11 protein-coding genes and 2 pseudogenes are annotated in these 14453 nt (G+C 72.8%); 8 read left to right on the top strand and 5 right to left on the bottom strand.

Annotation, left to right across the window (positions count from 1 at the left end; all coding sequences use genetic code 11):
* Positions 1 to 74 precede the first annotated feature (74 nt).
* The 8 genes and pseudogenes from QFZ64_RS07425 to QFZ64_RS07390 all read left to right on the top strand — a co-directional run bounded on the left by QFZ64_RS07425 (position 75) and on the right by QFZ64_RS07390 (position 9424).
* Positions 75 to 2777, top strand: coding sequence for a YfhO family protein (locus tag QFZ64_RS07425; protein ID WP_307063562.1), 2703 nt, complete (start codon positions 75 to 77; stop codon positions 2775 to 2777).
* 23 nt (positions 2778 to 2800) lie between these two features.
* Positions 2801 to 3727 (top strand): annotated as a pseudogene (locus QFZ64_RS07420) (glycosyltransferase family 2 protein); the annotation flags it as partial.
* Positions 3728 to 3951: 224 nt separating this feature from the next.
* A complete protein-coding gene (locus QFZ64_RS07415) occupies positions 3952 to 4395 on the top strand; it encodes a GtrA family protein (protein WP_307063560.1) in 444 nt (147 codons plus the stop codon).
* A gap of 61 nt (positions 4396 to 4456) precedes the next feature.
* Positions 4457 to 5485: an N-acetyl-gamma-glutamyl-phosphate reductase gene (gene argC, locus QFZ64_RS07410; protein ID WP_307063558.1), complete on the top strand. Its 1029-nt coding sequence runs from the start codon at positions 4457 to 4459 to the stop codon at positions 5483 to 5485.
* Positions 5482 to 6633: a bifunctional glutamate N-acetyltransferase/amino-acid acetyltransferase ArgJ gene (argJ, locus tag QFZ64_RS07405; RefSeq protein ID WP_307063556.1), complete on the top strand. Its 1152-nt coding sequence runs from the start codon at positions 5482 to 5484 to the stop codon at positions 6631 to 6633. Before argC ends, argJ begins: the two co-directional genes overlap by 4 nt.
* Complete coding sequence (gene argB, locus QFZ64_RS07400; protein WP_307063554.1) at positions 6630 to 7607, top strand: acetylglutamate kinase; 978 nt, start codon at positions 6630 to 6632, stop codon at positions 7605 to 7607. The genes argJ and argB overlap by 4 nt, the downstream gene beginning before the upstream one ends.
* Complete coding sequence (locus QFZ64_RS07395; protein WP_307063552.1) at positions 7604 to 8788, top strand: acetylornithine transaminase; 1185 nt, start codon at positions 7604 to 7606, stop codon at positions 8786 to 8788. The genes argB and QFZ64_RS07395 overlap by 4 nt, the downstream gene beginning before the upstream one ends.
* 36 nt (positions 8789 to 8824) lie before the next feature.
* Positions 8825 to 9424 carry an arginine repressor gene (locus QFZ64_RS07390; protein WP_307063550.1) on the top strand — a complete coding sequence of 200 codons (600 nt, stop codon included), beginning with the start codon at positions 8825 to 8827 and terminating at the stop codon, positions 9422 to 9424.
* Between the two features lie 126 nt (positions 9425 to 9550).
* Here QFZ64_RS07390 and QFZ64_RS07385 read toward each other — a convergent pair whose 3' ends face one another.
* From QFZ64_RS07385 to QFZ64_RS07365, 5 genes and pseudogenes are all read right to left on the bottom strand, one after another.
* A complete protein-coding gene (locus QFZ64_RS07385) occupies positions 9551 to 10288 on the bottom strand; it encodes an FAD:protein FMN transferase (RefSeq protein ID WP_307071608.1) in 738 nt (245 codons plus the stop codon).
* A gap of 106 nt (positions 10289 to 10394) precedes the next feature.
* A pseudogene (locus tag QFZ64_RS07380) lies at positions 10395 to 10844 on the bottom strand (FMN-binding protein); the annotation flags it as partial.
* Positions 10845 to 10887: 43 nt separating this feature from the next.
* Entirely contained in the window at positions 10888 to 12225 is a 1338-nt protein-coding gene (locus tag QFZ64_RS07375) for a ferredoxin reductase family protein (RefSeq protein ID WP_307071607.1), read from the bottom strand.
* A gap of 175 nt (positions 12226 to 12400) precedes the next feature.
* The gene (locus QFZ64_RS07370; protein ID WP_307063548.1) at positions 12401 to 12883 is read right to left on the bottom strand and encodes an FMN-binding protein; all 483 of its coding nucleotides are present in this window, start codon (positions 12881 to 12883) and stop codon (positions 12401 to 12403) included.
* A 10-nt stretch (positions 12884 to 12893) separates the two neighbouring features.
* Positions 12894 to 14252 (bottom strand): ferredoxin reductase family protein, encoded by a 1359-nt coding sequence (locus tag QFZ64_RS07365; RefSeq protein ID WP_307063546.1) that lies wholly within the window; start codon positions 14250 to 14252, stop codon positions 12894 to 12896.
* Positions 14253 to 14453 lie beyond the last annotated feature (201 nt).

Here is a 14453-nt window from a genome sequence, read left to right as displayed (position 1 = left end):
CCACTGCCGAGTACAACCATGAGGAAAGGAGAGCCGTCTTAACGGGCGAATCGACAAAGGGGAGTCCGCCGGAAATGAATGGGTCAATACTGCCGCGCGACGGGCGGGCCGCCGCGCTGCTCGCCGCGGTGCTCACCGCTACCGGGCTCTGCGGCGGTGACATCCTTGCCCGCGGCTTCCCCTTCGGCTCCCGCACCCGTGCCGTCAACGACCTGGGCAACCAGTACGTGCCCTTCCACGCGCACCTGTGGGACCTCCTGCACGGCCGCGCCGACGGCGGACTGTTCGTCAACTGGCAGTCCGGGTACGGCTCCAGCTTCCTGCCCGACCTCGGCACCTACCTCAGCAGCCCGTTCGCCCCGCTGGTGGCGCTGTTCCCGCGCGACGAGATCGACCTCGCGGTGTATGTGATCACCCTCCTGAAGGCCGCGTGCGCGGCGGCCGCCATGGCCTGGCTGCTGCCGCGGCTGCGCCCCGGCGGCCCCTGGTGGGCGGCGGGCCTGCTGGGGACCTCGTACGCCCTGTGCGGCTGGACCCTGTCCTACGCCTCGTACAACCCGATGTGGCTCGACGGCCTCCTCGCCCTGCCGCTGCTCTGCCTGGTCGGCGAGTGGGCGCGGGAGGAGCGGCACCGGGTGGCGGGCGTGCTGATCGTGGCGCTCGCCTGGATCGCCAACTTCTACACCGCCTACATGGCCACCCTGGGCGCCGGCCTCGTCCTGCTGCTGCGGCTGTGGCTCGGCGGGACACCCCGCCGGACGGCGGCGGCAGCGGCGGGCCGGGCCGCGCTCACCACCGCGCTCGGCGTGGGCCTGGCCGCACCGCTCGTCGTCACCGTCTACATCGGCACCCGCCACGCCTACCCGGGCCGTACCACCACCTTCGAACCGGTGGGGGGCGAGGACCTGCTGGCCCGCCTGCTGCCGACGACGTACTCCTACTCCAGCCCCGGCCTCTACGTCGGCGTCACCGTGCTGGTGCTCGTCCTCGCCCTCCCCTTCCACCGGGCGGTACCGGTGCGGGAGCGCGCCGGCTGGACGGCACTGGTCGTCGCCGTCGCCCTGTCGTTGCAGTGGACGCCGACCCATCTGGCCTGGCACGCCTTCACCACCCCCAACGGCAGCCCGTACCGGCAGGCCTTCGTGCTCTGCGGCCTGATGGTGTTCGCCGCCTGGCACGCGCTCGCCTACGGGCCGCCGGGCCGGCGTGCGCTCGGCGCCGGTGGCGTGCTGTTCGCGGTGATCGCCGCCGTGGCGAGCCGCAGCGGTCTGGAGGCCCCCTCGTACGCCCTGCCGGTGCTGCTCCTCGCCGCCGCGGGCTCGCTCGGCGGCCTCGGGCTGCTCGCCCTGCTCGCCCGGGAACGGAACGCGGAACCCGCGGACGGCATCGCCGGTGGCGGGACGCGTAACGGCACCGGCACCGCTACCGGCATCGGCGCCGGACTCGGCCGGGGCCGCCGCCGCACCGTGCTCGCCGGGCTCGCCGTGGTGCTGCTGACCGGCACGCAGCTCGGCGAGGCAGCGGCGACCGACGCCGTGGCCACCCGGCTGCGGCTCAATCAGATGGACGACTACGCGCCCTGGGGCACGCGCCAGGAGCAGCAGGCCGAGGCGATCGACAAGGCCGACGGCTGGCCCCGGTACCGCACCGAACCCGGCCGGGAGCAGACGGTCGCCAACGACCCGCTGACGGTCGGCGGTCAGGGCGCGCAGTACTACAGCAGCCTCACCGCCGATGTGCTCAGCCGGACGCTCGCCGCGGTCGGCGGCGGGTCGACGTCGCTCGGCCGCAGCCTGCAGAGCCTGGACAACCCCGTCACCGACGCCGTCTTCTCCGTCGGCGCCCGGGTGCACAACCCGCCGGACCAGCACCAGCGCTGGAACCCGCGCGACCGCGGCCCGGTGACCGTCTCCCGGCAGCAGGTGCCGCCCCTGGTCACCGTGCGGCCGGACACGGGCGCCGCGTCCGGGTTCGGGGCCTCGCCCTACCGGAACCAGGAACTGCTGCTCGGCAGCCGCGTCTACACCGTGCCCCGTCTCACCGTCCGCACCGGTGCCGAGGGCCCGGCCGCCGTCACCGCGCGCTGCCGGGCGGGCGACGAGGCCTTCCTGTGGGCCCCGCACTTCTCCGGCACCGCGCGCCTCACCGGTACGAGCACCGGCAAGGGCGCCGGTACGAGCGCCGGAACGAGCACCGACAAGGACACCGGCACCCGCGCCGTCGCCTTCCGGTCCGACACCACCGGCAGCCGGATCGCCGCCATGCAACCCCTCGGCACCGTCCCGGACTCGGGCCGGCTGGAGATCGCGCTGTCCCCGGACCACGCCGGCACCACCGTCCCGGACGGCGCCGTCGGCTGCCTGGACACCGCCCGGCTGCGCGGCGCCGTCGACCGGCTCACGGACACCGGCGCGACCGAGGTCACCGTCTCCGGCGCCACCGTCCACGCCGAACTCCCGGCCGGCAGCACCGGCACCGCCGTCCTCGCCGCACCCCGTATCGCCGGCTGGCGGTGCGCCGCCGGCGACGGAGCCGAACGGCCCGCCCGCACGTACCACGGACTCGTCGCCGTCCCCCTGGGAGGCTCCGCCACCACGTTGACCTGCACCTTCCATACGCCCGGCCTGAAGCTGGGCTCCGCGATCGGGGGTGTCGCGCTGGCCGCCTCGGTGGCGCTCGCCGTCCTCGCCGCCGTCCGCCGCCGACGCACACCGGGCCCCTCGGCCCTGCCGACGGCCGCCGCCCCATCGCGCGAGCGCGTCACCCACGCTCGCTGACCGTGTCACGGGAGAACCAAGCCATGCTGATCTCGATCGTCGCCCCCTGCCACAACGAGGAAGACGTCATCGAACGCTTCCACGAGGAGGTCGCCAAGGCCGCCGACGACCTGCTGCCGCTCGGCCACGACACCGAGTTCGTGTACGTCGACGACGGCAGCCGCGACCGCACCCTCCCCCTGCTGCGCTCCCTCGCGGACCGGGACCGGCGGGTACGGTACGTCTCGTTGAGCCGGAACTTCGGCAAGGAGGCCGCCCTGCTCGCCGGACTGCGAAACGCCACGGGGGACTGTGTCATCGTCATGGACTCCGACCTGCAGCACCCGCCGCGGCTGATCCGCCGCATGGTGGAGCTGCACGAAGAGGGCTACGACCAGGTGATGGCCCGCCGCGACCGGAGCGGCGACCGCTTCACCCGGACCCTCACCGCCCGCCTGTACTACCGGATCGTCAACCGGCTCGTCGACGTCCGGCTCGTCGACGGCGTCGGGGACTTCCGGCTGCTGTCCCGGCGCGTGGTGGACGCGGTGCTGTCCATGAGCGAGTACAACCGCTTCTCCAAGGGCCTGTTCGCCTGGGTGGGCTTTCCCGGCACGACGCTCGCCTACGAGAACGAGGTGCGCACCCACGGGCGCAGCTCCTGGACGCTGAAGTCCCTGCTCAACTACGGCCTCGACGGGCTGCTGTCGTTCAACAACCGGCCCCTGCGCGCCGCCCTCCACCTCGGCCTGGGCCTGCTGACGTGCGCCGCGCTCTACACCGCGTGGATCGTGGGCGCGGCCGCCGTCAACGGCGTCCGCACCCCCGGTTACGTCACGACGATCACCGTCGTCACCGCGCTGGCCGGCGTACAGATGGTGATGCTGGGCGTCGTGGGGGAGTACACCGGCCGCATCTACTACGAGGTCAAGCGGCGCCCGCACTTCCTGGTGCAGGCGAGCAACGTCGAGGGCGCGGCGAACGCGGCAGACATGTCGAAGACGGCTCACACGGCTCACACGGCTCACACGCAGAGTCAGGTCGACACGACGGACGCCGTGAACACGGCGAACACGCCGAGCACTGCGACCTCGGCACACACGGCGAACGCTACGGACACGGCACACACGGGAAGCGGGGCGGACATGGGGAACGGGAACGGCGCGGGAACCACACGGAAGAACCTCATCCCCTGATGTCCCTCACCGGCACGACGACGACCACTTCGACCCGGACCCCCCGGCCGATGGCGCGGCAGATCCTTGTCTTCTCCGCCGTCGGCGTGGTGAACACCGGCACGTACTACGGGTGCTATCTCCTGCTGCTGACCCGGCTGCCCTATCTCGCCGCGCATGTGCTGGGTTTTTTGATCAGCATGATCGGTTCTTTTTTCCTCAACGCGTGGTTCACCTACCGGATCCGGCCGACCTGGCGAAAATTTCTGCTCTTTCCGCTGACCAACGTCACGAATTTCCTCATCACCACCGCCGGCCTCTATGTGATCGTCGACGTGCTGCATTCCGGCAGCAGGTTCGCCCCGCTCCTGGCCTCCGCCGCGGCGATTCCGGTCACGTTCGTGGTCTCCCGCATGATCATGCAGCCGAAGGGGGAGGTCCCGGCGGTGCGGCCGGAGGCCTGAGCCCGTGATTGCATAACTCTGCATCGCTACGTATAGTCATGCCATCACGGATGGAGGGTTCATGGCTGTACGTGCGGCAGTGGCCGGAGCGAGTGGGTACGCGGGCGGGGAAGTCCTGCGTCTGCTCCTCGCGCACCCCGAGGTCGAGATCGGCGCACTCACCGGGAACTCCAACGCGGGACAGCGCCTGGGCGCGCTCCAGCCCCATCTGCTCCCGCTCGCCGGCCGCGTGCTGGAGGAGACCACCCCCGAGGTCCTCGCCGGACACGACGTGGTCTTCCTCGCGCTGCCCCACGGGCAGTCCGCCGCCGTCGCCGAGCGGCTCGGCCCGGACGTCCTCGTCGTCGACATGGGCGCCGACTTCCGGCTGAAGGACCCGGCCGACTGGGAGCGCTTCTACGGCTCCGCGCACGCCGGCACCTGGCCCTACGGCCTCCCCGAACTGCCGGGCGGCCGCGCTGCGCTGGAGGGGTCCAAGCGCATCGCGGTGCCCGGCTGCTACCCCACGGCCGTCTCGCTCGCGCTCTTCCCGGCCTACGCCGCCCAGCTCGCCGAGCCCGAGGCCGTGGTCGTCGCCGCCTCCGGCAGCTCCGGCGCGGGCAAGGCGCCCAAGCCGCACCTGCTCGGCTCCGAGGTCATGGGCTCCATGTCCCCCTACGGTGTCGGCGGCGGCCACCGGCACACCCCCGAGATGATCCAGAACCTCGGCGCGGTGGCCGGCGAGCCGGTCACCGTCTCCTTCACGCCGACCCTCGCGCCGATGCCCCGCGGCATCCTCGCCACATGCAGCGCGAAGGCGCGTCCGGGCGTCACCGCCGAGTCCGTGCGCGCCGCGTACGAGAAGGCCTACGCCGACGAACCCTTCGTCCACCTGCTCCCCGAGGGGCAGTGGCCCGCCACGGCCTCCGTGTACGGCTCCAACGCCGTGCAGGTGCAGGTCGCGTACGACCCCGCCGCGCACCGCGTCCTCGCGATCAGCGCCATCGACAACCTGACCAAGGGCACCGCGGGCGGTGCCGTCCAGAGCATGAACATCGCCCTCGGTCTCGACGAGACCACCGGGCTTTCCACGATCGGAGTCGCACCGTGAGCGTCACGGCCGCCAAGGGTTTCACCGCCTCCGGCATCGCAGCGGGCATCAAGGAGAACGGCAACCCCGACCTGGCCCTCGTGGTCAACACCGGGCCCCGCCTCGCCGCCGCCGGCGTCTTCACCTCCAACCGGGTCAAGGCCGCGCCGGTGCTCTGGTCCGAGCAGGTCCTCAAGGGCGGCCGGGTCTCCGCCGTGATCCTCAACTCCGGTGGCGCCAACGCCTGTACGGGGCCCAAGGGCTTCCAGGACACGCACGCCACCGCCGAGAAGGTCGCCGACACCCTGCACCTCAACGCCGCCGAGGTCGCCGTCTGCTCCACCGGGCTCATCGGCGTCCTGCTCCCCATGGACAAGCTGCTGCCGGGCGTCGAGACGGCGGCCGCCCAACTCTCCGCACACGGCGGCGAGAAGGCCGCCCTCGCGATCAAGACCACCGACACCGTCCACAAGACCTCCGTCGTCACCAAGGACGGCTGGAACGTCGGCGGCATGGCCAAGGGCGCCGGCATGCTCGCCCCCGGCCTCGCCACCATGCTCGTCGTCCTCACCACCGACGCCGACCTCGACAGCGAGACCCTGGACCGCGCCCTGCGCGCGGCCACGAAGGTCACCTTCGACCGCGTCGACTCCGACGGCTGCATGTCCACCAACGACACCGTGCTGCTCCTCGCCTCCGGCGCCTCCGGCATCGCCCCGCAGTACGCCGAGTTCGCCGAGGCCGTCCGCACCGTCTGCGACGACCTCGGACAGCAGCTCATCCGCGATGCCGAGGGCGCCGGCAAGGACATCAGGGTCGAGGTGGTCAACGCCGCCAGCGAGGACGACGCCGTGGAGGTCGGCCGCTCCATCGCCCGCAACAACCTCCTCAAGTGCGCGATCCACGGCGAGGACCCCAACTGGGGGCGCGTCCTCTCCGCGATCGGCACCACGAAGGCCGTCTTCGAGCCGGACGCGCTCAACGTCGCCATCAACGGCGTCTGGGTGTGCAAGAACGGCGGCGTCGGCGAGGACCGCGACAAGGTCGACATGCGCTACCGCGAGGTCCACATCGTGGCCGACCTCGCCGCCGGCGAGGAGACCGCGACCATCTGGACCAACGACCTCACCGCCGACTACGTCCACGAGAACAGCGCCTACTCCTCATGAGCAACCAGACGCGGAAACACACCGCGCTCCCCAAGGCCCGCATCCTCATCGAGGCGCTGCCCTGGCTCACCCGGCACCACGGCAGGACCGTCGTCATCAAGTTCGGCGGCAACGCCATGGTGGACGAGGACCTGAAGGCCGCGTTCGCCCAGGACGTCGTCTTCCTGCGGCACGCCGGCCTCAAGCCGGTCGTCGTGCACGGCGGCGGACCGCAGATCAGCGCCGCCCTCGACCGGCACGGCATCGTCAGCGAGTTCAAGGCCGGCCTGCGCGTCACCACCGAGGACGCCATGGACGTCGTACGGATGGTGCTGGCCGGGCAGGTGCAGCGCGAGCTGGTCGGGCTGCTCAACCGGCACGGCCCGCTCGCCGTCGGCCTCACCGGCGAGGACGCGCACACCCTGACCGCGACCAAGCACACCCCCGAGATCGACGGCGAGTTCATCGACATCGGACGCGTCGGCGAGATCACCGCGATCGACACCGGCGCCATCGAGGCCCTGCTCGCCGACGGCCGCATCCCGGTCGTCTCCTCGATCGCGCGCAGCCAGGACGATCACCACGTCTACAACGTCAATGCCGACACGGCGGCCGCGGCACTCGCTGCCGCGCTGGGCGCCGAGACCCTGATGGTCCTCACCGACGTCGAGGGCCTCTACGAGGACTGGCCGAACAGCGACGAGGTGATCAGCCGCCTCACCGCGAGCCAGCTCGAGAAACTGCTGCCGGAGCTCTCCTCGGGCATGGTGCCCAAGATGGAGGGCTGTCTGCACGCCGTGCGGGGCGGGGTCACCACCGCCCGCGTCATCGACGGCCGGGTCCCGCACTCGATCCTGCTGGAGATCTTCACCGACGAGGGCATCGGCACGATGGTCGTGGCGGACGAGAACGACGCGCTGGACGAAGAGAACGCGCAGGACCGACAGAACGCGCAGGACCGACGGAACACGCAGCACGAGCAGGGGGAGTCGTGAGCAACGAGGAACTGACCGCCCGCTGGCAGGGCGCGCTGATGAACAACTACGGCACCCCCCGGCTGCCGCTGGTGCGCGGCGCGGGCACGAGGGTGTGGGACGCCGACGGCACCGAGTACCTCGACTTCGTCGGCGGAATCGCGGTCAACGCGCTCGGCCACGCCCACCCGGCCGTCGTCGAGGCCGTCAGCCGGCAGATCGCCTCCCTCGGCCATGTCTCCAACCTGTACGTCGCCGAGCCGCCGGTCGCGCTCGCCGAACGGCTGCTCCAGCGCTTCGGCCGGGACGGCAGGGTCTACTTCTGCAACTCCGGCGCCGAGGCCAACGAGGGCGCCTTCAAGATCGGCCGACTGACCGGGCGGCCGCACATGGTGGCCACCGAGGGCGGGTTCCACGGCCGGACCATGGGCGCCCTGGCACTGACCGGCCAGCCCGGCAAGCGCGACCCGTTCCTGCCGCTGCCCGGCGACGTCACCCACGTCCCGTACGGCGACGCGCAGGCGCTGGCCGCCGCGGTGACCGAGGAGACCGCCCTCGTCGTCATCGAGCCGATCCAGGGCGAGAACGGCGTCGTCGTCCCGCCCCCCGGCTACCTCAAGGCGGCCCGGGCGATCACCGCCGCGAGCGGTTCGCTGCTGGTCCTGGACGAGGTGCAGACCGGCGTCGGCCGCACCGGCCACTGGTTCGAGTACCAGGCCCACGAGGGCGTCCTGCCCGACGTCGTCACTCTCGCCAAGGGGCTCGGCGGCGGACTGCCGCTCGGCGCCACCGTCGCCTTCGGCCGGGCCGCCGAACTGCTGCGGCCCGGCCACCACGGCTCCACCTTCGGCGGCAACCCGGTCGCCTGCGCCGCCGGACTCGCCGTCCTCGACACGATCGCCGACGAGGGACTGCTCGACAACGTCAAGCGGCAGAGCGAGAAGCTGCGCCAGGGCATCGAGGGGCTCGGCCACCCGCTGATCGACCATGTCCGGGGCGCCGGACTGCTGCTGGGTATCGTGCTCACCGAGCCGCTCGCCGCGAAGGCGCAACAGGCGGCTCAGGACGCCGGCCTCCTGGTGAACGCGCCCGCCCCCGATGTCGTACGGCTGATGCCGCCGCTGAACCTCGGCGACGACGAGGTGGCGGCGTTCCTCCGGGCGCTCCCCGGTGTCCTGGAGCAGACCCACGGGGACGAATGATCCGGAGATCCGGAGTGAGACGACGGTGAGACGACGATGAGTCAGGCGCAGCACCAGGACCGGGCCCAGGACCGGGGTCAGGACGAGGACCGCGGCCGGGACCGCGAGCAGGACCCGGACCAGGCGGGCGGGCCCGCCGTGCCGCAGACGCGCACCGCGCGCCACCGCCGGATCGTCGACATCCTCAACCGGCAGCCGGTGCGCTCGCAGAGCCAGCTCGCCAAGCTGCTGGCCGACGACGGGCTGAGCGTCACCCAGGCGACGCTCTCCCGGGACCTCGACGAGCTCAACGCGGTGAAGATCCGCAACAACGACGGCGACCTGATCTACGCGGTGCCGAGCGAGGGGGGTTTCCGCACGCCGCGGGCCCCACTGGGGGAGTCGGCGAAGGAGGAGCGGATGCGGCGGCTCTCCGCGGAGCTGCTGATCTCCGCGGAGGCGTCGGCGAACCTGGTGGTGCTGCGGACGCCTCCGGGGGCGGCGCAGTTCCTGGCGTCGGCGATCGATCAGGCGGAGCTGCAGGACATCCTGGGGACGATCGCCGGTGACGACACGTTGCTGCTCATCAGCAGGGATCCCTCCGGGGGGCAGAACCTGGCGGATCATCTGCTGCGGCTGGCTCAGAACGGGCATTGAGGGGTGGGGCGTGGGGTTCGCCCCGAGGGGTTCTCGCCCCCCGCCACCCCTTCCCTTCCCGTCCCCGGGGGCTGCGCCCCCGGACCCCCTGAAAGACGCGCAGTTCCCCGCGCCCCTCGACAGGGCTCAGCCAAGTCGAGAAGCCAGGCCGCTCGTCGCCCGTACCTCGTTGCCCGCTGTGATGAGCAGGGCCTCTGTCTCCGGCAGGTCCTCCAGCCAGGCCAGGGCCTGTCGTGAGCCCATGGCGAATGCCGCCGTGGCCCAGGCGTCGGCCCAGGTGAGGCCGGGGGAGACGACCGTGACCGCCACCAGGTCGGTCACCGCGGAACGGGTCGTGCGGGGGTCCACGATGTGGTCGCCGCGCTCCGCCGTACCGGATGTGGCGACCGCCAGCCGGTCCGTGCCCGCCGCCGAGACCACCGCCGCCAGGGCGCCCGGCCGCAACGGGTCCGAGATGCCGACCCGCCAGGGCCGCTGCTGCCCGGGCACGCCGAACACCTGGACGTCTCCGCCGCCGTTGACACTGACGCCGGTCGTCCCGGCCGCCGCCAGCGCGCGGGCGGCCCGTTCGCAGGCCCAGCCCTTGACGATGCCGGTGGGGTCGAGCCGGCCCTCGTAGCGGACGCTGAACCAGCCCTCGCTGCGGCGCTCTGCCTCGGCGCCCAGCGCCAGGACCTCGGCGACCTCCGGATCGCACTCCTCGACTGCCAGTTCGCCCCGGGCGAGCCGGGAGATCTGGCTGTGCTCGCGGTAGGTGCTGAACACCTCGTCCACACGGTGGAGTTCGGCGACCGCCTCGGCCAGCGTCCGCCGGACGGCGTCCGGGTCACCGCCGCGCACGTCGAAGGAGAAGACGGTGCCCATCACCTCCTCCGCGTGACGCAGCGCGGGCGGCGCCTCGGCGGCCCCGGTGGCGCCGTCGGCCGTGGGGCGTCCGGCCACCCGGTCGTCGCTCACCTGGTCAGCCACCGGCCTTGTCGATCGCGGACTGGAGCGATTTCAGGTAGCCGCCGCTGGTGTACGTCGCCCCCGACACCGCGTCGATGTCGGCGCTCTGCGCGCTGACGGCCTCCTGGTTCAGCTTGGGCACCGCGTCGTCGGTGACCTCGGTGCTGTGGCCGCCGCTCGGCGCCCGCACCGCCTCCGCCTTGGTGATCTTCCCGTCGGCGAGGGTGAGACGGACCTGGACGGTGCCGTACTGGGTCTGCGTGGCGTCGCCGGTGACGGTCGTCGCGCCCGCCTTCTGCCCGGTGCCGCCCTGCGGCGACTCCTGGGCCGCGGCCGTCGCCGGTGGTGCCGCGCCGTCGGCGACCGCGCCGGCCGGGCCGGACGACGGCTTCAGCGACAGCAGCAGCACGATCCCGGACACGGTGGCGGCGGAGGCCAGCACGACCCGGCGTATGGGGTGACTCTTCTTCATCGCTTGCTTCGCTCCGTAACTCGGACTCGCGTGCGTCCCGTCGTCACATCTCGAACGACTCGTGGTGGATGCGGCGGGCGGGGACGCCGGCGCCGCGCAGTGCTTCGTAGACCTGCTGCGCGAAGCCGGGCGGCCCGCACATGAAGACGTCGTGCCGGTCGATGTCCGGCAACTTGCGGCGCAGGGTGTCGGCGGAGATGTCCGGCCGCTCGCCCTCGGGGCTGTTGACCGCGTACATCAGCCGGGCGCCGCGCTCCTGGGCGATCTGCGCCAGCTCGTCCCACAGCGCCAGGTCCTGCGTGGTGTTGGCCCGGTACAGCAGCGTCAGGTCGCCGGCCGCGCCGGGCAGCGTCTCGAACAGCGCCCGCATCGGCGTGATGCCGACCCCGCCCGCCACCAGCAGCACCTTGCCCCGGCTGCGCCGCTGGGCGGTCAACGCCCCGTACGGGCCCTCGGCCCACACCCGGGTGCCGGGGCGCAGCCCGCGCAGCGCGGAGCTGTGGTCGCCGATCGCCTTGACGGTGATGCGCAGCATGTTCGGGCGGGGCGCCGCCGACAGCGAGTACGGGTGCGAGCTGAACCGCATCCCCGGCGCCAGGAAACGCCAGCGGAAGAACTGTCCGGGCTCGGCGCCGATCCGGTGCAGCCGGCGCCCGGTGATGAGCACCGACACCACTCCGGGCGTCTCCTCGATCACCGCCTCGACCCGCATCCGGTGCCGCAGGTTGAGCCGCAGCGGGGTGAGGACGCGATACCACAGGACCAGCGCGGTCACCGAGCCGTACAGCGCGTACCAGAACGTCTTCGCGGTGGGTTCCACGACGAAGTCGTTGCCGGTGGACAGTTGGTGCCAGAAGGTCAGGAAGACCACGGCGTAGGTGAGCAGATGGACGTGGTACCAGGCGTCGTACGGGATCCGGCGGCGGACCGGGCCCATGGACAGCAGCGCGATCAGCACCAGCAGCCCCGTGCCGACGGCGGCCTTGCCCAGGTCGGGCAGTTGGCCGACGGAGTCGACCGTCTGTCCGACGATGTCGCCGAACCCCTTGCCGGCCTGCAGCGCGTAGCCGTACATCGTCAGCACCACATGGGCGACGACGAGGCTGATGGTGTACCGGCCGCTCATCGCGTGCCAGCGGGCCACCCGGTCCGAGCCCACCCGGCGCTCCAGCGCGGGCACCCGGGCCATCTGGAGCACCACGAGCGCCATCAGATAGCCGGCGAGGAGGCCGGTGATCCGACCCGCGTTGAGGATCTTGGCGTTGTTGTCGGCCAGGGACGGCGTGTTCATCCACCACAGCCACAGCACCCCGGCCGCGCCCGCCCAGACGGCGATCAGCAGCGGGACGGCGGGGGAGCGTCGTGGGCGGATGCGGCGCATCGTCTGGCGCCGCGCGGCGCGGCCACCGGCGATCGTGGACACGGTCTCCTCCGGGGTCCTGCGTGATCGGGCCGGGGCCCGCTTGGCCTGGAGTACGGGCGCCACGTGCCCGGTGTTCAACGGCGGCCGCGGTTCACAGGGTCGCTCCCGCCGGTGCGGGGCGCGCGGACGGTGTTCACAGCCCCGCGGAGTCCAGCGCGGACTGGAGCGACTGCTGGTAGCCGTCGCTGGTGTAGGTGGCCCCGGAGACCGTGTCGATGTCCGCGCTCTGCACGGCCAGCGCCTCCGTGCGCAGCCGGGGCAGGGCGTAGGAGTTGATCTGCTGGTCGCGCGGGTTCTCTGTCGGGTACTCGACGGCGGTGACCTCGGTGACCTTGCCGCCGGCGACCGTCACCTCGACCTGGACGGGGCCCCAGCGGGTCTGCACCTCGCCGCCGGTGACGGTCCGGGCGCCGGTGCCCGGGGAGGCGCTCGCACCGGTGCCGCCCGCCGACGGGGCCGACGGGGCCGACGAGACCGACGGGGCCGGCGCTGTCGCACCCGCCACGCTCTGTGCCCCCTGGGGCTTCAGCGCGAGGAGCAGCACCATCCCGGAGACGGTGGCGGCGCTCGCCAGCACGATCCGGCGCAGCGGCCGGTCCTTCCTCAACGCGTGCACGTGGACGACCTCACAGTTCGAACGACTCGTGGTGGATGCGGCGGTCCGGGACCCCGGCCGCCCGCAGGGACACGTACAGGTCCTCGGCGAAACTCCGGGGACCGCACAGGTACACGTCCCGCTCGGCCAGGTCGGGCACCGCGCGGCGCAGTGACCCGGTGCCCAGGCTCGGCCGCTCGCCGTGCGGTCCGTCGAGCGCGTACAGCACCCGCGCCTCGGGCCCCCGCCACCGCGCGAGGGCCTCCAGCTCGCCGCCGAGCGCCAGATCCTCGGCGGTGCGGGCCCGGTAGACGAGGGTGACGTCACCGGGCAGCGTCTCGAACAGCGCCCGCAGCGGCGTGATGCCGACGCCGCCCGCGAGCAGCAGCGCCTTGCGGCCCTCGCCGCGGTCGGCGGTCAGCGCCCCGTACGGGCCCTCGGCCCACACCCGGGTGCCCGGCCGCAGCAGTGCCACCGCCGCGCTGTGGCCGCCGAGCGCCTTGACCGTGATGCGCATCCGGTCCTGGCGCGGAGCCGCCGACAGGGAGTACGGCGAGGAGGTCCAGCGCAGCCCGGGGGCCAGGAACCGCCAGCGGAAGAACTGCCCCGGCCGCGCCCCCAGCCGCCCGAGCCCCCGGCCCCGGACGACGACCGAGTACACGCCCGGCGCCTCCCGGTGCACGGACTCCACCCGCAGCCGGTGCCGCAGGTTGAGCCGGACCGGCACCAGGACCCGGAACCACAGCACCAGCGCCGCCACGCCCAGGTAGAGCGCGTACCAGGCGGCGCGGGCGGCGGCGTTGCCGACGAAGTCGGCGCCGAGCGCGAGCTGGTGCCAGAAGGTGAGGAAGACCGCCGCGTACGTCCCCAGGTGGACGTAGTACCAGAACTCGTGGGACACCCTGCGGCGCACCGCGCGGGCCGAGACGATCCCGACCGCCAACAGGACGGCCGTACCCAGGCTCGCCTTGAGCATCTCGGGGTAGTCCAGCACCACCGAGAGCGCCTCGTCCACGAGGGAGGCGTGGAACTGGGCGGCGTACCCGGCCACGATCAGCACGACGTGCGCGAGCAGCAGACAGACCGTGTACCGGCCCGCCCGCGCGTGCCAGCGCGCCACCCGGTCCGAGCCGACCCGTTCCTCCAGGAGCGGGACGCGGGCCATCAGCGCGACCAGCACCGCGCAGGAGTACCCGCACAGCAGCCCCGCGATGCGACCGGCCCCGGTCAGCCGCCCGGCCGTGCCCGCCACCGAGCCGGTGCCGAACCACCACAGGGCGAGCACCGCGGCGGCCCCGGCCCACAGCAGGGCCAGGACGGCGCCCGCGGGGGAGCGCCGGGGAGCGGGCGGCAGGGCGGTGGCCGCCCGCGGCTCGGAGATCGTCGTCATGTCCGTGTCCTTTCCGTCGTCGGCCGGCGCCCAGCCTCACCCGGCAACCTCTGGGCCGGCTCTGAGCCGGGCCCCGCGGGCGGCGGGAAACCCGCAGGCCGGAAGGGGCGTCGCGGGAAGACCGGGCGGGGAGGGGTGCCGCGTTCACTCAGAGAAAACTCAGAGGCGATCCGTGGACGCCCCGCACCGGGCAGGCCGCAT

The organism is Streptomyces sp. B3I8 (assembly GCF_030816915.1).
In the GTDB taxonomy this organism is placed as follows: domain Bacteria; phylum Actinomycetota; class Actinomycetes; order Streptomycetales; family Streptomycetaceae; genus Streptomyces.
The sequence above is the reverse complement of the archived record's forward strand: the minus strand, read 5'-3'. Positions and strand labels throughout refer to the sequence as shown.

Coding starts and splice junctions, on each gene's coding strand:
- QFZ64_RS07425 (WP_307063562.1), top strand. CDS start 75: ATGAATGGGTCAATACTGCCGCGCGACGGGCGGGCCGCCGCGCTGCTC.
- QFZ64_RS07415 (WP_307063560.1), top strand. CDS start 3,952: ATGTCCCTCACCGGCACGACGACGACCACTTCGACCCGGACCCCCCGG.
- argC (WP_307063558.1), top strand. CDS start 4,457: ATGGCTGTACGTGCGGCAGTGGCCGGAGCGAGTGGGTACGCGGGCGGG.
- argB (WP_307063554.1), top strand. CDS start 6,630: ATGAGCAACCAGACGCGGAAACACACCGCGCTCCCCAAGGCCCGCATC.
- QFZ64_RS07390 (WP_307063550.1), top strand. CDS start 8,825: ATGAGTCAGGCGCAGCACCAGGACCGGGCCCAGGACCGGGGTCAGGAC.
- QFZ64_RS07385 (WP_307071608.1), bottom strand. CDS start 10,288: ATGGGCACCGTCTTCTCCTTCGACGTGCGCGGCGGTGACCCGGACGCC.
- QFZ64_RS07375 (WP_307071607.1), bottom strand. CDS start 12,225: ATGCGCCGCATCCGCCCACGACGCTCCCCCGCCGTCCCGCTGCTGATC.
- QFZ64_RS07365 (WP_307063546.1), bottom strand. CDS start 14,252: ATGACGACGATCTCCGAGCCGCGGGCGGCCACCGCCCTGCCGCCCGCT.